A 22,267-nucleotide genomic window follows, 5' to 3' on the forward strand; every position below is an offset into this window, starting at 1 on the left:
CTGTTTTGTTAGCGCAACCAGTAGATCACACTTCATCGTGCTTTTCACTTTTGTGGGGATACCTCAGCCCACGGGGAGAGGGAGCAAACACTAAAAACCGTCTCCTTCAGAGACGGTTTTGCTATTTACCTCGCCGCCACTCGACAATTATCTCACCAACTCCACACCTTTGAAGGCGTCACCACCGCAGGCAGCGGGATATCCCACTTCTCCACCGGCAACGCATCAACGTGCTGGCAATCATGCGCATAGCCAACGGGATGCAGGCCATGTTGCTGCCAGTTTTGCAGGGTGCGATCGTAAAAACCCCCGCCCATTCCCAGACGCTGGCCCAGGCTATCAAACGCAACCAGCGGCGTAATCAGAACATCCAGCTCGTCGAGCGGCAAAACATCTCGCACATCCAGCTTAGGTTCCTGAATCTTCAGGCGATTAATCACTAAGTCAGAGTGAGGATGATAATGCAGAAACAGCAGGTTTCCGGGGCTGAATGGGTGCAGAACCGGCAAATAGACTCGCTTGCCGCTACGCCAAAGCTGCTCGATCAGCGGTTGGGTATCCAGCTCGCCATCAAAAGAGAGAAACAAAGCCACGGTATGCGCCATTACGACGGGCGGATAGGCCATCATGCGTGAAGCGGCTTGTTGAGCGAAATGACGTTGTTGTTCAGCGGTAAGGGCACGGCGTTGTTGCCGGACAGTCTGGCGGATGTGTTGTCTTGATGAAGTGACTACAGAAAGTTGTGTCATGGCAGAAGAAGAAAGAAGGTAGGGAATCTCCGAGATGCCGCCGCAGGCTGTAACCCTTGAACCCTTGGTTCAAGGTGAATGTGTCGTCACAGTTTTAAGGCTTCTCGGACGGACCGAGCATGCTCACCAACCGTGGAGCGCCACATTCTTGTGGTATGAAATATCGGCTCAGGGGACTGGCCCGCTTGCGAACATCTCAGAGAAATTTGGTCTTCAGGGTCACTCTACCATAGTTAACCATGAAGTGTTATTCAAAGTTGGGCGCCGTTCTTTCGGTTATGCGACCCTGATCAAGCAACGCTTGTTCGATGGTCTGTTGGAGCATCCGAATTCGGGTTTCCATACTGGCAGCGTAGTCACGGGTCTTCGTTCTTTCCTGCGTCAGCTCGTAGCTGATATTCAGGGCGGCGATAAACACCAACTGCTCAGTATTTGTGACTCTAGTGCGTTCTTTTAGATCTTGCAACCGCTGATTCAGATCGTCCGCGGCCTGATTAAGGGCATCCCTTTGTTCAGGCGGGCAATTCACTCGCAGTGAACGGCCAAAAATTTGGATATCGACGGGTTCTGCAGACATGCCACCTTCCTGCTGATTGACTGCGCTGCCTCCGCATCCCGCACTGGGGTCCGCGAAGGGGCGACACTATAGCTACCCCAGTGTGAACATACAAGCCCTTTTCTGGTTCACCAGGGTCCAAAGTGGTAGCATAACATGAACTTCCCCCCAACGACGACGAATGCGCATGTCTATACAGAATGAAATGCCTGGTTACCACGACGTTAACCAGTTACTTAACCAGCAGGGAGTAGGCTTAACGCCTGCTGAGATGCACGGGCTGATTAGCGGCATGCTGTGTGGCGGCAACAAAGACAGCAGCTGGCTGCCGTTGGTTCATGACCTGACCAACGAAGGGATGGCGTTTGGCCATCAACTGGCTGAAGTGCTGCGTAAAATCCACGCGGTCACCAGCGATGCGCTGGAAGACGAAGGCTTTTTGTTCCAGCTCTACATGCCGGACGGTGACGAAGTCAGCGTCTTCGAGCGTGCGGATGCGCTGGCAGGCTGGGTGAATCACTTCCTGTTAGGCCTGGGCGTAACTCAGCCGAAACTGGATAAAGTGAAAGGTGAAACCGGCGAAGCCATTGACGATCTGCGTAACATTGCGCAACTCGGCTACGACGAAGATGAAGACCAGGAAGAGCTGGAGATGTCGCTCGAAGAGATCGTGGAATACGTGCGCGTAGCCGCATTGCTGTGCCACGACACCTTCACGCATCCGCAGCCTACCGCGCCGGAAGTGCAGAAACCGACCTTACATTAAAAATAAGAATACTCTGGAGGGTGTCATGACACAGCAGGAATACCTTCAGCGTCGGCAGAAGCTGCTGGCGCAAATGCCATCCGGCAGCGCGGCACTGATCTTCGCCGCACCGGAAGCTATTCGCAGCGCGGATACGGAATACCCGTATCGCCAAAGCAGTGATTTTAGCTATTTCACCGGGTTTAACGAACCGGAAGCGCTGCTGGTGCTGATCAAAAGTGATGACACCCACAACCACAGCGTGCTGTTTAACCGCGTCCGTGATTTGACGGCTGAAATTTGGTTTGGCCGCCGTTTAGGCCAGGAAGCTGCGCCTGAAAAACTCGGCGTGGATCGCGCGCTGGCGTTCAGTGAATTAGACGAACAACTCTACCAGCTTCTCAATGGCCTGGATGCGGTCTATCACGCCCAGGGCGAATATGTTTACGCAGATAACATCGTATTTGCTGCGCTGGATAAGCTGCGTAAAGGCTCGCGGCAGAATCTGAAAGCTCCGTCTTCCGTGGTTGACTGGCGGCCGCTGGTTCACGAAATGCGCTTGTTCAAATCGGCGGAAGAAATCGACGTCATGCGCCGGGCAGGGGAAATCTCCGCGCTGGCGCATACGCGTGCGATGGAAAAATGTCGACCAGGCATGTTCGAGTATCAGCTTGAAGGTGAAATTCACCACGAGTTCAACCGCCACGGTGCGCGCTATCCTTCGTATAACACGATTGTTGGCGGCGGCGAAAACGCCTGCATTCTTCACTACACCGAAAATGAATTCGAACTGCGTGACGGCGATTTAGTCCTGATTGATGCTGGCTGTGAATATCAAGGCTATGCGGGCGATATCACGCGTACCTTCCCGGTCAATGGCAAATTCACCCCAGCCCAGCGTGAGATTTACGACATCGTGCTCGACTCCCTCGAAACGGCACTCTCGCTCTATCGCCCTGGTACAACGATTCAGGATGTGACCGGTGAAGTCGTGCGCATTATGGTCACGGGGCTGGTGAAACTGGGCATTTTACAGGGCGACATCGATCAGCTCATCACCGACAACGCGCACCGTAAATTCTTCATGCACGGCCTGAGCCATTGGCTGGGAATGGATGTGCATGATGTTGGCTATTACGGCCCGGATCGCTCCCGCGTGCTGGAGCCGGGTATGGTGTTAACCGTGGAGCCCGGCCTGTACATTGCGCCAGATGCCGACGTGCCAGAGCGCTATCGTGGTATCGGCATTCGCATCGAAGATGACATTGTGATCACCGCCAGCGGAAACGAGAACCTCACGGCCAGCGTGGTGAAACAGGCTGATGATATTGAAGCGCTGATGGCGGCGCAAAAAGCATGAGTGTCATCATCGTCGGCGGAGGAATGACGGGCGCAACGCTTGCGTTAGCCCTTTCACATCTCAGTAAAGGACAGTTGCCTGTCCATCTGGTCGAAGCGGTTTCGCCAGAGTCTCAGCAGCACCCGGGGTTCGATGCCCGCGCGATTGCGCTTGCGGCTGGAACTTGCCAGCAACTCGAGCGAGTCGGTATCTGGCAGGCCATTCGAGATTGCGCAACGGCCATTCGCACCGTGCACGTCAGCGATCGTGGTCATGCGGGTTTTGTCACGCTTGAGGCAGAAGATTATCACTTGCCTGCTCTGGGTCAGGTGGTGGAATTGCATGATGTCGGCCAGCGTCTCTTCTCGATGTTGCGCAAAGCGCCTGGCGTCACCTTGCACTGCCCGGCGCGAGTCGAGCAGTTTAGTCGCAGCCAGAGTCAGGTCGACGTCACGCTGGATAATGGCACGGTCCTGACAGGCCAGTTGCTGGTGGCGGCTGACGGCTCCCGTTCTGCCCTTGGCGAACAGTGCGGCATCGCCTGGCAGCAGCAGCCTTATGATCAGCTGGCCGTCATTGCCAATGTGACCACGGCGTTACCCCATGACGGGCGAGCGTTCGAGCGTTTCACTCAGCACGGCCCGTTGGCGATGTTACCAATGTCAGAGGGGCGTTGCTCGCTGGTGTGGTGCCATCCTCTGGATAATCGTGATGAGGTGCTCAGCTGGTCTGACGAACGTTTTTGTCATGAGCTTCAACAGGCCTTTGGCTGGCGTCTGGGGCGCATTACGCACAGCGGCAGCCGCAGCGCTTATCCGCTTTCTTTGACCACCGCGACGCGTGCCGTTTCGCACCGCTTAGCATTAGTGGGCAATGCGGCGCAAACGCTGCATCCGATTGCCGGGCAGGGCTTCAACTTAGGGTTGCGTGATGTGATGTCGCTGGCGGAAATGCTGGCGCAGGCAGATGATGCAGGTGACTATGCCTTGCTTTGTCAGTACCAGAAGCGCCGTGATACCGACAAAAACGCGACCATCGGCGTGACGGATGGCTTAGTGCATCTGTTTGCCAACCGCTGGGCACCGCTGGTCGCCGGGCGCAACGTTGGCCTGATGGCCATGGAATTATTCAGTCCGGCGCGTGACGTGCTGGCTCAACGTACCCTCGGCAGAGTAGCGAGATAAGGGGTTTTTCAGTGCAAAGTGTTGATATCGCTATCGTGGGTGGTGGAATGGTGGGGCTGGCCGTTGCGTGTGGTTTGCAAGGTAGCGGATTGCGTGTGGCGGTTATAGAACAAAACGAACCGCAGCCGGTCACGCAAGATGCCGCGCCACAGCTTCGTGTTTCTGCCATCAACGCCGCCAGCGAAAAATTACTCTCCCGCCTTGATGTCTGGGCCGATATTACCGGTACGCGCGCCAGCCGTTATCACGGCATGGAAGTGTGGGATCAGGACAGCTTTGGTCGTATCAGCTTCGATGACGAAAGCCTCGGTTTCAGCCATTTGGGCCATATCGTGGAGAACAGCGTGATTAATCATGCGCTGTGGCAAAAAGCGCAGCGCTGTGCGGATGTGACCTTGCTGGCAAATGCCGAACTGGCGCAAGTGGCCTGGGGAGAAAACGAAGCGTTTCTCAGCCTGAAAGATGGCAGCATGCTGACCGCCCGGCTGGTGATTGGCGCCGATGGTGCCAACTCGTGGCTGCGTAATAAAGCAGATATTGCGCTTACCTCCTGGGATTATCGCCATCACGCGCTGGTGGCGACCATCCGTACTGCTGAGCCGCATCAGGCGATTGCGCGACAGGCCTTCCACGGCGAAGGCATCCTGGCCTTTTTGCCTCTGAGCGATCCGCATCTGTGTTCCATCGTCTGGTCTTTATCGCCGCAGGACGCTGAAAAAATGCAGCATGCCGATGATGCTGCGTTTAATCAGGCGCTCAGCGTGGCGTTCGATAATCGTCTTGGCCTTTGCCAGGTCGAGAGCGAACGTCTGGTGTTCCCGTTAACGGGACGATACGCGCGCCAGTTTGCTGCGCACCGTTTAGCGCTGGTGGGAGATGCCGCCCACACCATCCATCCTCTGGCGGGGCAGGGTGTGAACCTGGGCTTTATGGATGCGGCAGAACTGATTGAAGAGATTCGTCGCTTGCACACGCAAGGGAAAGACTTTGGTCAGCATTTCTATCTGCGTCGCTACGAGCGTAGCCGCAAGCACAGCGCGGCGTTGATGCTTGCGGGTATGCAGGGCTTCCGCGAATTGTTCGCTGGCGTCAACCCAGCGAAAAAGCTGCTGCGCGATATCGGCTTAAAACTTGCCGATACGCTTCCGGGCGTCAAACCGCAGCTCATTCGTCAGGCTATGGGCCTGAACGATCTTCCTCGCTGGCTGCGTTAAGCCGATCACACTTCTCAACCCGGCGGGCGCGTCGGGTTTGCTCTCCTCGTTTGAAATAATCTAATTTCACGCCCTTTTTCGCATTAGTTTTTTTAATCCAGCCAAAAAATCCCTACGGAAAATCCGCCCGATTTCCCGGATGAAATACCATCATGCGCTGAATATTTTGCTCTGATGTTAATTTTATGTGGCATTAGTCGCAGTAAGCCAGTCGATCGTTCTGTAGAGTTTTTCCTGCATTTTGGTCATAAGCTAATCTGATGGATTGCTCTGCCTTATGGTTTACCACGGTCTTCGGTGGTAACGTCAGGCAAAAGAGAACGTTTGCGTCGATGCCCAGGAGCGGTGTCGACGCTGGGCTTTGTGCAGCGTTTTTGCTCACAAAGCACCTGGCTGGCCCCGCTGACTCAACGAGGACAAGATGGCTCAACAGACGCCTTTGTATGAACAACACACGCTGTGCGGTGCCCGCATGGTGGACTTCCATGGCTGGATGATGCCGCTGCACTACGGCTCACAAATTGATGAGCACCACGCCGTACGCACCAGCGCTGGCATGTTCGATGTCTCCCACATGACCATCGTCGATTTACACGGCAGTCGGACTCGCGAATTCCTGCGTTACCTGCTCGCCAACGACGTGGCCAAACTGACCAAACCCGGCAAAGCGCTGTACACCGGCATGCTCAATGCCTCCGCCGGGGTCATCGATGACCTGATCGTTTATTTCCTCACTGAAGACTATTTCCGTCTCGTCGTTAACTCCGCCACCCGTGAAAAAGACCTTGCCTGGATCACTCAGCACGCTGAGCCGTACGGCATTGACATCACCGTGCGAGACGACCTGGCGCTGATTGCCGTTCAGGGCCCGGATGCACAAGCGAAAGCGGGCAGCCTGCTCAATGACGAACAACGCAAAGCCGTTGAAGGCATGAAGCCGTTCTTTGGCGTGCAGGCAGGCGATTTGTTCATCGCCACAACCGGCTATACCGGCGAAGCAGGCTATGAAATCGCGCTACCCAATGAAAAAGCGGCTGATTTCTGGCGTGCACTGGTCGAGACCGGTGTGAAGCCTTGCGGTCTGGGTGCACGAGACACGCTGCGTCTGGAAGCGGGCATGAACCTGTATGGTCAGGAGATGGACGAAGGCGTTTCACCTCTGGCGGCCAACATGGGCTGGACGATTGCGTGGGAACCGGCAGAGCGTGATTTTATCGGGCGTGAAGCGCTGGAATCACAGCGTCAGCATGGCACCGAACAGTTGGTTGGTCTGGTAATGACGGAAAAAGGCGTACTGCGTGGTGAGCTGCCAGTCCGCTTTAGCGATGCGCAGGGCAATCAGCACGAAGGCATCATCACCAGCGGCACTTTCTCGCCAACGCTTGGCTACAGCATTGCGCTGGCTCGCGTTCCGGCAGGTATCGGCGACACCGCGGTGGTGCAAATCCGCAACCGTGAAATGCCGGTCAAAGTGACCAAACCTGTTTTTGTACGCGCCGGCAAAGCCGTCGTGTAATCGATTATTTTTTATGGAGAAATTTTAATGAGCAATGTACCGGCAGAACTGAAATACAGCAAAGAACACGAATGGCTGCGTAAAGAAGCAGACGGCTCTTACACCGTTGGGATCACCGAGCACGCACAAGAGCTGCTGGGCGACATGGTGTTTGTTGACCTGCCTGAAGTGGGCAAAACCGTAGAAGCAGGCGATGACTGCGCGGTGGCTGAATCCGTGAAAGCGGCCTCCGATATCTACGCGCCAATCAGCGGTGAAATCGTGGCCGTCAATGACGAGCTGAGCGACTCCCCAGAACTGGTCAACAGCGAGCCGTACGCAGCGGGTTGGATCTTCAAAATCAAAGCCAGCGATGAAGCTGAAGTTGCCGCGCTGCTGGATGCCACTGCATACGAAGCTCTGTTAGAAGACGAGTAATTCATTATCCCCCTCTCCCTTGGGGAGAGGGCTGGGGAGAGGGGAAATGCGCCTCCTCCCTCCATTCCTTTCGACGGGAATGACAGAACACTATTCACTGCACGTTTCAGGAACCCTCGCTCATGACACAGACGCTAAGTCAGCTTGAAAATCGCGGCGCTTTTATCGAACGCCATATTGGCCCGGATGCGGCACAGCAGCAGGACATGCTGAACGCCGTGGGCGCAGAGTCGCTGGATGCACTGACTGGCCAGATTGTGCCCCAGGACATTCAACTGGCAACGCCACCGCAGGTCGGCGAAGCGACGACTGAGTTCGCCGCGCTGGCTGAACTGAAAGCCATTGCCAGCCGCAACAAGCGCTTTAAGTCTTACATTGGCATGGGCTACACCGCCGTGCAGCTGCCGCCGGTTATCCTGCGCAACATGCTGGAAAACCCAGGCTGGTACACCGCTTACACGCCTTATCAGCCGGAAGTGTCACAGGGCCGTCTGGAAGCGCTGCTGAACTACCAAACCGTCACGCTGGATTTAACCGGGCTGGATATCGCATCGGCTTCCCTGCTCGATGAAGCAACCGCTGCGGCAGAAGCGATGGCGATGGCGAAGCGCGTCAGCAAACTGAAAAACGCTAACCGCTTCTTCGTGGCTGCGGATATTCACCCGCAAACGCTGGATGTGGTTCGTACTCGTGCAGAAACCTTTGGCTTCGAAGTGATTGTCGACGATGCTGACAAAGCGCTCGATCATCAGGACGTGTTCGGCGTGTTGCTGCAACAGGTTGGCACCACCGGTGAAGTTCACGATTACAGCAAACTGATTGCTGAGCTGAAAGAACGCAAAATCGTGGTGAGTGTTGCCGCTGACTTTATGGCGCTGGTGATGCTGACAGCACCGGGCAAGCAGGGCGCAGATATCGTCTTCGGTTCTGCCCAACGCTTTGGTGTGCCAATGGGCTACGGCGGCCCGCACGCAGCGTTCTTCGCAGCGAAAGATGAATTTAAACGCTCCATGCCAGGCCGTATTATCGGCGTGTCTAAAGATGCTGCCGGTAACACTGCGCTGCGCATGGCGATGCAGACTCGTGAGCAGCATATCCGCCGCGAGAAAGCGAACTCCAATATCTGTACTTCTCAGGTGCTGCTGGCAAATATCGCCAGCCTGTATGCGGTCTTCCACGGCCCGGTTGGCCTGAAGCGCATTGCTGGCCGTATCCACCGCCTGACCGATATTCTGGCAACCGGGCTGCAGCAAAAAGGCCTGAAGCTGCGTCATGAGCACTTCTTCGACACCCTGTGCGTGGAAGTGGCAGACAAGGCGGCCGTGCTGGCTCGCGCTGAAGCGGCAGAAATCAACCTGCGTAGCGACATCCTCAACGCGGTGGGCATCACGCTGGATGAAACCACCACTCGCGAAGATGTGCTGGCGCTGTTCAGCGTCCTGCTGGGTGACAGCCACGGCCTGAACGTTGATGCGCTGGACAAAGACGTTGCGCACGACAGCCGTTCTGTTCCGCAGGCGATGCTGCGTGAAGACGAAATCCTGACTCATCCGGTGTTCAACCGCTATCACAGCGAAACCGAGATGATGCGCTATATGCACGGGCTTGAGCGCAAAGATCTGGCGCTGAACCAGGCGATGATCCCGCTGGGTTCCTGCACCATGAAACTGAACGCTGCGGCAGAAATGATCCCAATCACCTGGCCGGAATTTGCTGAACTGCATCCGTTCTGCCCGGCTGATCAGGCGGAAGGGTATCATCAGATGATCAACCAGCTTTCTGACTGGCTGGTGAAACTGACCGGTTATGACGCACTGTGCATGCAGCCGAACTCCGGCGCGCAGGGCGAATACGCAGGCTTGCTGGCTATCCGTCACTATCATGAAAGCCGCAATGAAGGGCACCGTGATATCTGCCTGATCCCAAGCTCAGCGCACGGCACTAACCCGGCATCCGCACAGATGGCGGGCATGCAGGTTGTCGTGGTGGCCTGTGATAAACAAGGCAACATCGATCTGGCGGATCTGTGTGTGAAAGCAGAGCAGGCTGGCGCGAATCTCTCCTGCATCATGGTGACTTACCCGTCAACTCATGGCGTGTACGAAGAGACTATCCGCGAAGTGTGCGAGATTGTGCATCAGTACGGCGGCCAGGTTTATCTCGACGGCGCAAACATGAATGCGCAGGTGGGCATCACTTCTCCGGGCTTCATCGGCGCGGACGTTTCGCACCTCAACCTGCATAAAACCTTCTGCATTCCACACGGCGGCGGCGGCCCGGGCATGGGCCCAATCGGTGTGAAAGCGCACCTGGCTCCGTTTGTGCCAGGCCACAGCGTGGTGCAGATTGAAGGCATGCTGACCCGTCAGGGCGCAGTTTCCGCAGCCCCGTTCGGTAGCGCATCCATTCTGCCCATCAGCTGGATGTACATCCGCATGATGGGGGCAGAAGGGCTGAAGAAAGCGAGCCAGGTGGCCATCCTCAACGCCAACTACATCGCGACCCGTTTGCAGGACGCTTATCCGGTGCTGTACACCGGCCGTGATGGTCGCGTGGCGCACGAGTGCATTCTCGATATTCGCCCACTGAAAGAAGAAACTGGCATCAGCGAACTGGATATCGCCAAACGTCTTATCGACTATGGCTTCCACGCGCCGACCATGTCCTTCCCGGTGGCGGGCACGTTGATGGTTGAACCGACAGAATCAGAAAGCAAAGTTGAACTCGATCGTTTCATCGACGCGATGCTGGCGATTCGCAACGAAATCACCCGAGTTAAGCAGGGCGAGTGGACGCTGGAAGACAACCCGCTGGTCAATGCGCCGCACACTCAGAACGAGCTGGTTTCCGAGTGGAATCACGGTTACACCCGTGAAGTGGCGGTGTTCCCGGCTGGGATGGCGAACAAATACTGGCCGACGGTGAAACGTCTGGATGACGTCTACGGCGACCGTAACCTGTTCTGCTCGTGCGTGCCAATGAGCGAATATCAGTAATACTTAATCTTTGCAACGTAGGCCGGGTAAGCGTTAGCGCCACCCGGCTTTTTTATTTCTGGGGAGACGGTTTATGGGAATAGCACTGGTCACCGGCGCAAGCCGGGGAATTGGCAGGGCGACGGCGTTACAGCTGGCGCAGGAAGGGTATACCGTCGCGGTGAATTACCACCACAACATTAAAGCTGCCACGCAGGTGGTCAACGAGATTGTTGAACGTGGCGGAAAGGCGTTCACGGTTCGCGCGGATATCAGCGATGAAGCCCAGGTGCTGGCCATGTTCGAGGCCCTGGACAGAGAAGGTGAACCGCTCAGCGCATTGGTCAATAACGCCGGGATTTTGTTCCAGCAAAGCACAATTGAAGGGCTGAGCGCGGAGCGAATCAACCGCGTTCTGAGCACCAATGTCACCGGGTACTTCCTGTGTTGCCGGGAAGCCGTGAAACGGATGTCGCACAAACATGGCGGTAAAGGCGGGGCAATCGTGAATGTCTCTTCAGCCGCGTCTCGTCTTGGATCACCGGGCGAGTATGTGGATTACGCCGCATCAAAAGGGGCGGTCGATTCGCTGACAATCGGGTTGGCGCTGGAAGTTGCCGCTCAGGGCATTCGCGTTAACTGCGTGCGTCCGGGCTTAATCTATACAGATATCCATGCCTCTGGTGGCGAACCAGGTCGCGTGGACCGACTGAGTTCTGTTTTGCCGATGAAGCGTGGCGGTCAGCCGGAAGAGGTCGCTCAGGCAATAGTGTGGCTGCTCAGTGACAAAGCATCTTATGTGACGGGAAGTTTTATGGAGTTATCGGGCGGGCGTTAATGATAATGCCGGTCGGCGCTATGCTTGCACCGGTCTACCTTGTCCTGCACTACGTAGGCCCGGCAAGCTATGCGCCGCCGCCGGGCAATTCTCTGTTAACGCAGAGCCTTCTGACGACGCCCTTCTGCATCGGCAGCACGCATAGCCGCCAGAACATTTACCGGGTTCACCTCATAAGGTTCGTTGTGCATGGTTTCGCCTGGCTGGCACGAAGCTTCCGCAGCCTTGAACAATTCCTCATCTGAGACGTCCTGCAGGCCGATATCAGCCAGCGTGGTTGGCAGCCCAAGATCCAGACAGAACTGATAAACGGTGTTGATTAGTTCCGGATCGCGATCGGTCAGCATCAGCATCGCGAGAGTGCCAAACGTCACTTTTTCACCATGCCAATAGCGGTGAGTCTGGGGAAGCACAGTCAGTCCATTGTGGATGGCGTGCGCGGCAGCCAGACCGCCACTTTCAAAACCCAGGCCAGAAAGTAAGGTATTGGCCTCAATCACGTGTTCAAGAGCAGGGGTAACTTTCTGTTGCTCACAGGCATTTTTCGCCTGAACGCCATATTTCAGCAGAGTGTCGAAGCACAGCCGCGCCAGACTGTAGGCAGTCATAGGGCCCGGACGACCGGTCATATTGCCTGCGAGCTTTATGCGGCAATCTTCCGCTTCAAACCAGGTCGCCAGCGCATCGCCAATGCCAGAAAGCAGAAAACGCACCGGCGCCTGCGCAATGACGGCGGAATCAACCAGCACAACATCTGGGTTGTGTGGAATCATCAGATAGCGCTTAAATTGCCCTTCCGGGGTGTAGATAACGACCAGTGAACTGCAGGGAGCATCTGTCGACGCCAGAGTGGGCACGATCACAATGGGACGTCTCAGTGCCGCACCCGTCGCTTTTGCGGTATCGAGTGTTTTTCCACCACCAATGCCCACTATTACGTCAGCACCGCAGCTTTCGGCCAGAGAAGAAATACGGGAAATTTCCTCGTCAGAACATTCACTGTTAAATATTTCAACCTGATAATGCAGTTTTCCTTTCAACGCGCCTTCAATTTCGGCACCCATTTTTTGATTCACGATAGGATCTTCAAGCACCAATGCTTTATTTCCCAGTCGGCCTGTTTCTTCAGCCAGAGAGTGTTCAATGGCACCAGCACCTTGCACATAGCGGGAGGGGAATATTGCTGTTGTGATCATAGTTAAACTCCTTTTTGATTTCATGGTTCCACATACAGAACTTCTGTTCATATTTTTCGATCCATATTTATCCCAACCAACAGAGACGTCAATAGCGGAGTAAAGAAATTACTTTTATATGCCCCATGAATGGTTTTGGGTGAGTTATTTGTTTTAAATGTCTTTAATGAGATGTTTTTCGGGAGGCGTTTAAAATAAAGCGTCGTGGGTCACATAAATATTAACTGCCACTCATTTGCTTAAAAAAGCATTTGCTTCATTTTTATAATAGGCAAATAATTCCGTTTGTAGAACATGTGTTCTGTATCTGGAACTTTAAGGATGGCAGTCAAAATGAAGCTGGAAAAATTTAAAGGGATATTCCCACCCGTTCCCACCATTGTAGACAGTACAGGCCAGCTCGATCGTCAGGGCATGGCGCGTATGCTGGATAAAGTGATTGAAGACGGTGCTCATGGCATGTTGATTCTTGGCAGCGGAGGCGAGTTCTGCCATATGACGCATAAAATGCGACTGGAAGTCGCGGAATTTGCGCTCGGGCATGTTGCTGGTCGTGTTCCGGTGATGGTGGGGATTGCTGCACCCGGCACCCAGGAAACCATCGAATACGGAGTGCATGCAGGCCAGCACGGAGCTGATGCGGTATTGGTTGTGAACCCCTACTATGCGACGTTAAACGCTGATTTTATTTACGACCATTATCGTACAGTGGCTGAAAGCCTTAAGACGCCGGTTCTGCTGTATAACTTCCCGGCATTAACCGGGCAAGATATCGGCCTGGATGTCATTGAGCGTTTGGCCTGCACAGTGCCAAATATTATCGGCATTAAAGACACGATCGATAACATCAGCCACACGCGGGAAATCATTAACCGGGTTCATGCTTTTCGGCGTGATTTTATTATTTTCTCCGGCTTTGATGAGTACCTGCTTGATACGCTGATTCTTGGTGGTCATGGCGGCATTCCTGCAACGTTTAATATCGCCCCGCAAATCACTGGCGGAATTTATCAGGCTTTCGTGGATAAAGACTATGACACGGCGTTTGAAAAGCAGCGGGTGCTGGCAAAGCTTTCTTCGCTTTATGCCGTAGAGTCACCGTTCTTTGGTGTCATCAAAGAATGCATTAAAGCGACGGGAACGGACATTTCAACTGAGGTTATTGCGCCGACGAAAAAACTCTCGCCAGAAAAAACAGAGCTGGCGAAATCTATTCTTAAATCGGCGAACATTATTTAGCACCAGTAGTACGTACAGGATATTTTTCTTCTGAGGATTTCAGGCGTCAGGCTGACTGCGTCTGGACAGCGACGCATTTTTTTAAGGACGCGTTTACGATGAATACACCTTATCCAGTGATAAAAATTAACAGTAATGACGATGTCGTAGTGGCTCGTTTTGGTGTCGCGAAAGGCACCTGGCTGCCTCATGAAAATATTACGGTGAACATGGATATTACCGCCGGGCACAAAATTGCTCTGCACGATATTGCTGCAGGAGATGCAATCAAGCGTTACGGGCAAATTATTGGTTTTGCTTCCCAAAGCATTAAGGCCGGGGATCATATTCATACCCACAATTTAAGCATGGGGGATTTTTCCCGTGATTATGCCTTTGGTGAAGATACCCTGGACCTGCCAAAAGCCAGGACGATAGATAAGTTTATGGGGATTCGTCGTGCGGACGGGCGGGTCGCCACGCGAAATTTTATTGGCATTTTGACCTCAGTGAACTGCAGCGCTACGGTAGCGCGAGCCATCGAAGACCACTACAAAAAAACAGGGTTGGAAAACTTTCCTAACGTCGATGGGGTTGTCGCGCTGCCACAAAATTTCGGCTGTGCATACGGTTTTGACAGTGAAACGATGGTTGTGATGCGCAGGACGCTAAGCGGATATGCGCGACACGCCAATTTCGCGGGCGTCGTGATTATCGGGCTGGGATGTGAATCAAATCAGATTAAAGACCTGCTCCAGATAGAAGGGCTTGAAGAAGGCAAGATGCTGCACAGTATGAATATTCAGGACATGGGCGGAACGCAAAAAACGATAGATAAAGGTATAGCCGTGATCAACGGCATGTTGCGTGAAGCGAACAATGTTGCACGCGAACCCGTTCCTGTCAGCGAAATTATTCTGGCCCTGGAGTGCGGCGGTTCGGACAGCTACTCAGGCATTTCCGGGAATCCGGTCCTCGGCTACGTGGCGGATAAAATCGTCCAGCAAGGCGGGACAGCGATCCTGTCTGAGACCTCTGAAATTTATGGGGCGGAGCATTTGCTTACTCGCCGTGCGGTGACGGTGGATGTCGGCAAAAAGTTAATCGCCCGGATCAAATGGTGGGAAGACTACTGCGTCAGAACCCACAGTGAGATGAACAATAACCCTTCTGCCGGGAACAAGGCTGGTGGCCTGACAACGGTGCTCGAAAAGTCTCTGGGCGGTATTGCAAAAGGCGGAACGTCCAATCTGGTCGACGTTTATGAGTATGCCGAACCCGTCACGGCGAAAGGTTTGGTGTTTATGGACACCCCAGGTTATGACCCTATGGCGGTAACGGGTCAGATTGCGGGCGGTGCAAACTTGCTTTGCTTCACCACGGGTCGAGGTTCCGCTTTCGGCAGTAAGCCTACACCATCGCTAAAAATCGCCACCAACAATGTGCTTTGGGAACGCCAGCAAGAAGATATGGACATGAACTGTGGTGATGTGGCTGATGGGAAAGAGACTGTCGAGCAAGCGGGTGAACGCTTATATGCCCAGGTCCTCGAAATGGCTTCTGGTCAGAAAACAAAAAGTGAGAAATTCGGTTATGGTGGGCTGGAATTTGTTCCCTGGACCATGAATGCCATTATGTAATTTCCAGCGAATACCCTGCGTCACTCTGATAATAAATTGCCATGCTGATTAAGCATGGCAAGAGCGGGCTGTATCAGTTTTTTAATATAGCAATAAACAATAAAAATGTCAGGTGGCGGTATTCATCGCGGAAACCCAATGAGGGGCGTCAAATTATTTATTTCAAAGGAGTATGAATATGTCATTCGTAAAACGGTTATTACAGGACGTGCCTTTACCGGAGATGGTGAAAATAAAACAGCACTTTCCTTCTCCGGAAGAGATTACCGATATTCCCCTGACGATTCACCAGCAGTTTAGCAATCCTGATATTCGTAAAATGCTTAAACCCGGGATGAGTATTGCCGTAGGGGTGGGCAGTCGCGGTGTGGATAAAATTGCAGAAATTGCCGCCGCCGTAGTGGCTGAGCTGAAGGCGCTAGGCACACATCCTTTTGCAGTGCCAGCGATGGGCAGCCACGGTGGTGCAACCGCTGCCGGGCAGTTGCATGTGCTGGAAAATCTCGGCATGACCGAAGCGACATTGGGCTGTGAAATCCGTTCATCAATGGAAACGGTCAAAGTCGGCGAGCTTGAAAATGGCCTGGATGTGTTGATGGATAAAAACGCTATGCAGGCCGATGGGATTATTGCCATTAACCGTATCAAAGCGCATAACGCTTTTACGGCGCCAATGGAGAGCGGCATTCTGAAGATGATCACCATCGGTTTCGGCAAACAGGAAGGTGCGGATGCCTGCCATACCTATGGCTTTGGCAATATGGCAAAAAATATCCTCGACATGGCAAGGGTGAAAATAGCCAACACGCCTTTCTTGTTTGGTGTGGGCACTATCGAAAATGCCTACGATAAAGTGGTGAAAATCGAGGCTATCCCTGCGGCAGCGCTGGAGGAGCGCGAAAAAGCGTTACTGGCTGAATCCAAGAGCTATTTTCCGCGGATCATGTTTGAGAATGTCGATGTCGTGATTATCGATCTGATGGGCAAGATTTATTCAGGCGGCGGCATGGATGGCCACGTCATGGGGCGAGCGCCCACACCTTATGTTGAGCCTATCGCATCAATCAGGCCTGACCGCATTGCCGTGCTTGACCTGCATGAACAAAGCGGTGGTAACGCGACAGGCATGGGGTGGGCGGATTACTGCACTCAGCGCCTGTTTGATAAAGTGGACTTACAGGAAACCTATCCCAATGTCATCACCTCACGTCTGGCTCGCGATGGCTTTATTCCGGTGATCCTTTCGTCTGATAAAGAAGCCATCCAGGCGGCACTTAAAACATGCATTATTCTCGATGGTCGTCCTGAAATCCGAATGGTGCGTATCGCCAACACGTTGCATATCGATGACATGTATATTTCGGCTAATATGCTTGGCGACGCCCTGGGAAATGAAAATATTGAAATTGTTGGCGAGCCTTCGCAATTCCAGTTTGACGCAGATGACAATCTGATTGATCTCGGGAATATCTCTGGAACAGCATCACACCACTAATAATAAATTGTTTGGCTGGAAGTCCTTTAAACGATGGGAGTCATTATGTCTATATCTCTACCTACGATCGTCAATAAAACCAAATGGCGGCTTATTCCATTTATGTTAATGCTTTATATTCTGGCTTTTCTCGACCGTTCAAATATTGGTTTCGCCAAAGAAACCTATCAGGTTGATATTGGATTAAGTAATGAAGCCTACGCGCTCGGCGCAGGGATGTTCTTCGTGGTGTATGCATTTCTGGGGGCTCCGGCGAACCTTTGCCTGCGCAAATTTGGCGCTCGTCGATGGATTGGCATGACGACTCTGGCCTGGGGCGCACTCTCTATGGCGATGGGCTATGCCGATAGCGAAGCCAAATTCTTGACGGTGCGAGTGTTGTTAGGCATCGCAGAAGCGGGCTTCTTCCCCGGTATGATTTACCTCACCTCTCAGTGGTTCCCGCAAGCAAACCGCGCCGGCGTAATGGGGCTGTTTTACATGGGAGCGCCACTTGCCATGGCATTCGGCTCTCCTCTTTCCGGCGCGTTGCTTGAACTTCATGGCTGGTTAGGCCATCCGGGTTGGTTCTGGATGTTCGTCATTGAGGGGATTCTGGCCGTTGCAGCTGGGATCTGGACCTTCTTTTACCTGGACGATACACCTTCAGATGCTCGCTTCCTTGGCGCGGACGAGCGCGAGGTGCTGAAGCAACAATTGCTGCAGGAAGAAAGCAGCAAATCGTCGGCCACCATTGGTGAAGCGCTGAAAAACCCTCGTGTCTGGCACCTGGCATTTATTTACGGCACGATCCAGTGCGGCGTCTATGGCCTGATCTTTTTCCTGCCAACTCAAGTGGCGACGATCATGGGAAGTTCGGTGAACTTTATGACGTCAATTGTCACGGCAATCCCATGGCTCTGTGCGCTGCTGGGAACCTTCTTTATTCCTCGCTATTCCGACAGAACTCAGGAACGCCGGAAGGTCGCCGCCCTCACCGTATGCGTTGGCGGGTTAGCCATTATGTCTTCTGCGTTTGTGGGCCCGTATGTTGCGATCATCGCACTGTGTCTTGCGGCAACGGCCTTTTTTGCCTGTCAGCCCGTGTTTTGGACTATCCCGACCAGTTTGTTGTCCGGGAGTGCTCTGGCTGTCAGCATCGGCTTCATTAACATGTTCGGTGCCTTCTTTAGCTTCGCCGCGCCGCTGATTCGCGTTCACGCGGAAAACGTCTTTACATCACCCGCTGCCGGGTTGGTTGCCATTGGCTCCATTGTCGTGATTGGCGCGATTGCCATCATGGCGTTGAGCAAACAAACCACCCTTAAGTTGCAGGCGCAACCTCATCACTGATTTGCAGGAGTAGCCGTAACGTGAGCAGTCACCATATACACCTTGATGTCATTGGCGGGATGGCTGGCGACATGTTTGCCGCCGCCATGCTGGATGCGTTTCCTGAATTGCGCCAGCCTCTTGAAACGCTGCTGGCCAGCCTGCCATCGTCGCTTCATGCGAGCGTCAGACTGGAAGAGGCGATGGATAAAGGGTTAACCGGTCAGCGCTTCAAGGTCTGCATAAACAACAGGGCAATTGAAGACAAAACCCATCTTGTTTTGATGCCCGATGTCCAGGCTGTTCACGCTCATGCTCACTACAGCTGGAAGGATGTGATGGATCGCCTTGAATCGACTGATCTGCCAGAGGCCATCGAACGCTGCGCCAGAGAAATTTATACCCTGCTGGCACAGGCAGAATGTGAAATCCATGGCACCACGCTGGAGCGCCTGCATTTGCATGAAGTGGGGGCTGCGGATGCGCTTATCGATATTATTAGCGCTGCATTTCTTATTCATCACAGCAACGCCAGCAGTTGGTCTGTCTCTGCTCTGCCGTGGGGCGGCGGAACGACCTGCTGCGCACATGGCAAAATTCCGGTTCCCGCTCCGGCAACGCTAAAAATACTGGACGGTTTTAGCTGGCTGGATGATGGACAAACTGGCGAGCGTATCACGCCGACGGGGGCCGCGATCCTCGCATGGCTGAAGCCTCGCTTTGCGCCTGTACAGGGTAAAAGCGGGCGCTCTGGCTATGGGTTTGGTACTCGCCAGCTCAGGTTGTGTGCCAACGTACTGCGAGTTTGTACCTTCCTGGCACCGTCTCCAGCCATGCAGCAGGAAACCGTGTTGTCTGTGCAGTGTGACATTGATGATATGACGCCTGAATTGCTCTCTGTGGCTATCGATATCCTGCGTCACCGGGACGATGTTATCGATGTGATGACCTATGTCGGGCAGGGCAAAAAACAGCGCTGGACAACGCATCTCGAACTCTTGTGCCAGCCGAAGCATCTTGATGCGGTCTGCGAAGCGCTCTTCAGCCAAACCTCAACCCTGGGGATTCGTTTCGCGCCTTTTGGTCGCTATGTTCTGCCGCGCCGCCATGACGTTATCGACGATAGCCAGCATACCTGGGCGGTGAAATATGCTCAGCGTCCGAACGGTGAAGAGAGCTGTAAGCTCGAAGCGGACTGCCTGAGTGCGATATCAGAGAGCCATCATCAACGGCAGCGACTGAAAGCAACTGTCGAATATCATTTCGCCTGTGGCATAGGGGAATAACGTGAAAACAGAACAATTATTGCTGCAAAAAATGACCCAACTGGAAGGGTATTTGCAGGGCTTTGAACGCTGCACAATAGCCGTCAGCGGCGGCATCGACAGTATGGTGCTGTCATGGATAGCCAACCGCTGTCTGGGCAATAACGCGCTAATCGTTCACGCCACTTCTCCTGCCGTTTCGCAGACAGAGGGGGACCGAGTCAGGGATTACGCCGACCGCTGCCGGTGGAATTATCAGGAAATCATCGCCACGCAGATGGAACAGGAAACTTACCAGAGCAACCCGTTAAACCGTTGTTACTACTGTAAAAGTGGATTGTATTGCCAACTGAGTGCACTGGCATACGGGCAGGTCATGACCGGCACCAATATGGACGATCTCGGTGATTTCAGGCCGGGGCTGATTGCCGCACAAGAGCAAGGTGTACGCCACCCTTATGTGGAATGTCAGATAAACAAAGCAACGATCCGTAAAATAGCAGCGTACTTTCAACTGACGGATTTACAGGATCTTCCTGCTTCGCCTTGTTTGTCGAGTCGAATCGAAACCGGCATTCGTATCAACAACGAACAGCTTTCCCTGATTGATCGCGTCGAGACTTATCTGCGCCAGCATCTGCCGGGCGAAACGGTGCGTCTGCGTATTCGTCATGACGGGTTGGTGGTTGAACTTCACGCAGACACACTCAACAAGTTAAGTCCGCAAGACAAACAGAACTACGTTGGTTGGGTTGAATCCACCGCCAGAAATAGCGGTATTGACGCGCTGGTGCGTTTTGCTCCCTATCAGCAGGGCAGCGCTTTTGTTGGGGATAAAACTGGGCGAGTGCAAATATGACAACGATCACCATGGATTTTGAAAGATCTGAGCGATGCGGGATCAGCGAAGCGGTGTATTGCGAGGGCAAAGACGCCGATCAAATCCTCGCAATCCTCACCCTCGCGCGAGAAAACCAGCAGCGGTTGCTGCTTACCCGTTTGAGTGAGGAAAAATATCAGCAGTTGCCGGAGCAGGAGAAAAATCAGCTGAAAGGGTTCCCGATTGCGCAGTGTGCTGTTCTGGGGGATCTCTTTCCTCCAATTCTGCCCGCGAGTATCGGCATTGTTTCTGGCGGTGCATCGGATCGTCGGGTGTGTGAAGAGATCCAACTGACACTTCATTTTCATGGCATTGCCTGCGGATTACACCAGGATCTCGGTGTTGCCGGGTTGTGGCGGATACAACAGCAGCTGGAACAGCTAAGGCGCTACAAGATAATTATCGCTGTCGCAGGCATGGAAGCCGCGCTTCCAACAGTGATTGCAGGGCTGGTCCGTGCCCCGGTCATTGCGGTCCCGACCTCAGTCGGTTACGGCATTGCCGCTGGTGGGCATGTTGCGCTGAATGCCTGTCTTGCCAGTTGCGCGGGTGGAGTCATGACCATGAACATTGATAACGGTTATGGCGCAGCGGCAGCGGCCATTCGCATTTATCGACAGATAATTCTGTAATGGAAGGAGTATGTCATGAAGACACTCAGGGTTCGTCAACCTCCACAGGTAGCGTGGCTTGTTTCTGCATTAGTGTTGGCAAATGTTGTGGGCTGGGGCTGGGCTGTCTATGCGTTTAGCGATAATTCCACGCTAATGGCTTCTGCGTTGTTGGCATGGACCTACGGATTGCGCCATGCCGTGGATGCTGACCATATTGCCGCTATCGATACCGTGACACGCAAAATGCTGCAACAGAATAGCCACCCTTTCGATATCGGGGTCTGGTTCTCATTCGGTCATTCCAGCATTGTGATATTGGCCACGCTCGCGATAGCCATTGCCGCAACAGCGTTTCAGGAAAAAATGAGCGGGTTGCATGAGTTCGGCGGCACGATTGGCACGATAGTATCGGCGAGTTTTTTGCTTTTGCTGGCGTTCATTAACTTGATGATTCTGAGGAATGTCTGGCGGAATTTCCGGAAAGTGAAGCAAGGGCAGGCCTTTGCGTCATCTGAAGCTATGCCGGTTTCTGGGGGAATTATGGCCCGTCTGGTGGGTGGCAGTTTTAAACTGGTGAATAAAAGCTGGCATATGTACCTCGTCGGTTTTTTATTTGGTTTGGGTTTCGATACGGCAACAGAAGTTGGGCTGCTGGCAATGTCTGCCACAGGCGCTTCGGCGGGAATATCAATCTGGTCGATCCTTATTTTCCCCGCTTTGTTCACCAGTGGGATGGCGCTAGTCGATACGCTCGATAATGTATTGATGATTCATGCCTATGGTTGGGCCTTTAACAAGCCACAGCGAAAGCTCTATTACAATATGACCATGACGGGGATCTCGGTGATTATCGCGCTCTTTATTGGCGGATTAGAGGCGTTGGGATTAGTGGTCGCTAAATTAAATCTGGAAGGGTCATTCTGGGAAGCGATTAACAGAGCGAGTAATCATTTAGGTCATGCAGGTTTTTGGGTGATTGGAATATTTGTAGTCTGCTGGGTAATCTCAGTTCTGAACTATCGCTGGAGGAAATACGACGCATTACCTGTGAACTGAGACGTATTACACAGCGTCACAATTAGAGTATAATCGCTCTTCTTCCCTGGCTATTGAAC

The 22,267-nt window shown here is 53.5% G+C and carries 19 protein-coding genes and 1 other RNA gene; 16 read left to right on the plus strand and 4 right to left on the minus strand.

The window, feature by feature from the left end:
* Positions 1-152: 152 nt before the first annotated feature.
* The 3 genes from ACI2I2_RS19340 to zapA all read right to left on the minus strand — a co-directional run bounded on the left by ACI2I2_RS19340 (position 153) and on the right by zapA (position 1,326).
* On the minus strand, positions 153-749 hold the full coding sequence (locus ACI2I2_RS19340) for a 5-formyltetrahydrofolate cyclo-ligase (protein ID WP_404659375.1): 597 nt from the start codon (positions 747-749) through the stop codon (positions 153-155).
* A 22-nt stretch (positions 750-771) separates the two neighbouring features.
* A non-coding RNA gene (gene ssrS, locus ACI2I2_RS19345) (6S RNA) lies at positions 772-955 on the minus strand.
* A gap of 41 nt (positions 956-996) precedes the next feature.
* A complete protein-coding gene (gene zapA, locus ACI2I2_RS19350) occupies positions 997-1,326 on the minus strand; it encodes a cell division protein ZapA (RefSeq protein ID WP_330982767.1) in 330 nt (109 codons plus the stop codon).
* A 166-nt stretch (positions 1,327-1,492) separates the two neighbouring features.
* Here zapA and ACI2I2_RS19355 point away from each other — a divergent pair, with 166 nt between their 5' ends.
* The 8 genes from ACI2I2_RS19355 (at position 1,493) to ACI2I2_RS19390 (ending at position 11,533) form a co-directional block, all read left to right on the plus strand.
* Positions 1,493-2,071 carry a YecA family protein gene (locus tag ACI2I2_RS19355; protein WP_330982768.1) on the plus strand — a complete coding sequence of 193 codons (579 nt, stop codon included), beginning with the start codon at positions 1,493-1,495 and terminating at the stop codon, positions 2,069-2,071.
* Positions 2,072-2,096: 25 nt separating this feature from the next.
* Positions 2,097-3,410, plus strand: coding sequence for a Xaa-Pro aminopeptidase (gene pepP, locus ACI2I2_RS19360; RefSeq protein ID WP_404659377.1), 1,314 nt, complete (start codon positions 2,097-2,099; stop codon positions 3,408-3,410).
* Positions 3,407-4,573, plus strand: a complete 1,167-nt coding sequence (ubiH, locus tag ACI2I2_RS19365; protein ID WP_404659379.1) for a 2-octaprenyl-6-methoxyphenyl hydroxylase — start codon at positions 3,407-3,409, stop codon at positions 4,571-4,573. Before pepP ends, ubiH begins: the two co-directional genes overlap by 4 nt.
* Positions 4,574-4,584: 11 nt before the next feature.
* On the plus strand, positions 4,585-5,787 hold the full coding sequence (ubiI, locus tag ACI2I2_RS19370) for an FAD-dependent 2-octaprenylphenol hydroxylase (protein WP_404659381.1): 1,203 nt from the start codon (positions 4,585-4,587) through the stop codon (positions 5,785-5,787).
* Between the two features lie 421 nt (positions 5,788-6,208).
* Positions 6,209-7,303: a glycine cleavage system aminomethyltransferase GcvT gene (gene gcvT, locus ACI2I2_RS19375; protein ID WP_404659383.1), complete on the plus strand. Its 1,095-nt coding sequence runs from the start codon at positions 6,209-6,211 to the stop codon at positions 7,301-7,303.
* Between the two features lie 27 nt (positions 7,304-7,330).
* A complete protein-coding gene (gcvH, locus tag ACI2I2_RS19380; RefSeq protein WP_404659384.1) occupies positions 7,331-7,720 on the plus strand; it encodes a glycine cleavage system protein GcvH in 390 nt (129 codons plus the stop codon).
* A gap of 122 nt (positions 7,721-7,842) precedes the next feature.
* Positions 7,843-10,716, plus strand: coding sequence for an aminomethyl-transferring glycine dehydrogenase (gene gcvP / locus ACI2I2_RS19385; RefSeq protein WP_404659385.1), 2,874 nt, complete (start codon positions 7,843-7,845; stop codon positions 10,714-10,716).
* Positions 10,717-10,789: 73 nt separating this feature from the next.
* Positions 10,790-11,533 carry an SDR family oxidoreductase gene (locus tag ACI2I2_RS19390; protein WP_404659386.1) on the plus strand — a complete coding sequence of 248 codons (744 nt, stop codon included), beginning with the start codon at positions 10,790-10,792 and terminating at the stop codon, positions 11,531-11,533.
* 95 nt (positions 11,534-11,628) lie between these two features.
* Here the strand turns inward: ACI2I2_RS19390 and ACI2I2_RS19395 are convergent, their stop codons facing one another.
* Positions 11,629-12,729 (minus strand): glycerol dehydrogenase, encoded by a 1,101-nt coding sequence (locus ACI2I2_RS19395; protein ID WP_404659387.1) that lies wholly within the window; start codon positions 12,727-12,729, stop codon positions 11,629-11,631.
* Between the two features lie 321 nt (positions 12,730-13,050).
* Here ACI2I2_RS19395 and ACI2I2_RS19400 point away from each other — a divergent pair, with 321 nt between their 5' ends.
* The 8 genes from ACI2I2_RS19400 (at position 13,051) to ACI2I2_RS19435 (ending at position 22,208) form a co-directional block, all read left to right on the plus strand.
* Positions 13,051-13,968 (plus strand): dihydrodipicolinate synthase family protein, encoded by a 918-nt coding sequence (locus ACI2I2_RS19400; RefSeq protein WP_404659388.1) that lies wholly within the window; start codon positions 13,051-13,053, stop codon positions 13,966-13,968.
* 98 nt (positions 13,969-14,066) lie between these two features.
* A complete protein-coding gene (locus ACI2I2_RS19405; RefSeq protein ID WP_404659389.1) occupies positions 14,067-15,587 on the plus strand; it encodes a UxaA family hydrolase in 1,521 nt (506 codons plus the stop codon).
* A gap of 178 nt (positions 15,588-15,765) precedes the next feature.
* Positions 15,766-17,082: a lactate racemase domain-containing protein gene (locus ACI2I2_RS19410; RefSeq protein WP_404659390.1), complete on the plus strand. Its 1,317-nt coding sequence runs from the start codon at positions 15,766-15,768 to the stop codon at positions 17,080-17,082.
* Between the two features lie 42 nt (positions 17,083-17,124).
* Positions 17,125-18,414: an MFS transporter gene (locus ACI2I2_RS19415; RefSeq protein WP_404659452.1), complete on the plus strand. Its 1,290-nt coding sequence runs from the start codon at positions 17,125-17,127 to the stop codon at positions 18,412-18,414.
* A gap of 20 nt (positions 18,415-18,434) precedes the next feature.
* The gene (locus ACI2I2_RS19420; RefSeq protein WP_330982781.1) at positions 18,435-19,679 is read left to right on the plus strand and encodes a LarC family nickel insertion protein; all 1,245 of its coding nucleotides are present in this window, start codon (positions 18,435-18,437) and stop codon (positions 19,677-19,679) included.
* A 1-nt stretch (position 19,680) separates the two neighbouring features.
* Positions 19,681-20,517: a hypothetical protein gene (locus ACI2I2_RS19425; RefSeq protein ID WP_330982782.1), complete on the plus strand. Its 837-nt coding sequence runs from the start codon at positions 19,681-19,683 to the stop codon at positions 20,515-20,517.
* Entirely contained in the window at positions 20,514-21,170 is a 657-nt protein-coding gene (gene larB, locus ACI2I2_RS19430; protein ID WP_404659391.1) for a nickel pincer cofactor biosynthesis protein LarB, read from the plus strand. The genes ACI2I2_RS19425 and larB overlap by 4 nt, the downstream gene beginning before the upstream one ends.
* Positions 21,171-21,185: 15 nt before the next feature.
* On the plus strand, positions 21,186-22,208 hold the full coding sequence (locus ACI2I2_RS19435; RefSeq protein ID WP_404659392.1) for a HoxN/HupN/NixA family nickel/cobalt transporter: 1,023 nt from the start codon (positions 21,186-21,188) through the stop codon (positions 22,206-22,208).
* The last annotated feature ends 59 nt before the right edge of the window (positions 22,209-22,267 follow it).

This window comes from Scandinavium sp. NPDC088450, from assembly GCF_044900545.1.
Taxonomy (GTDB): Bacteria; Pseudomonadota; Gammaproteobacteria; order Enterobacterales; family Enterobacteriaceae; genus Scandinavium.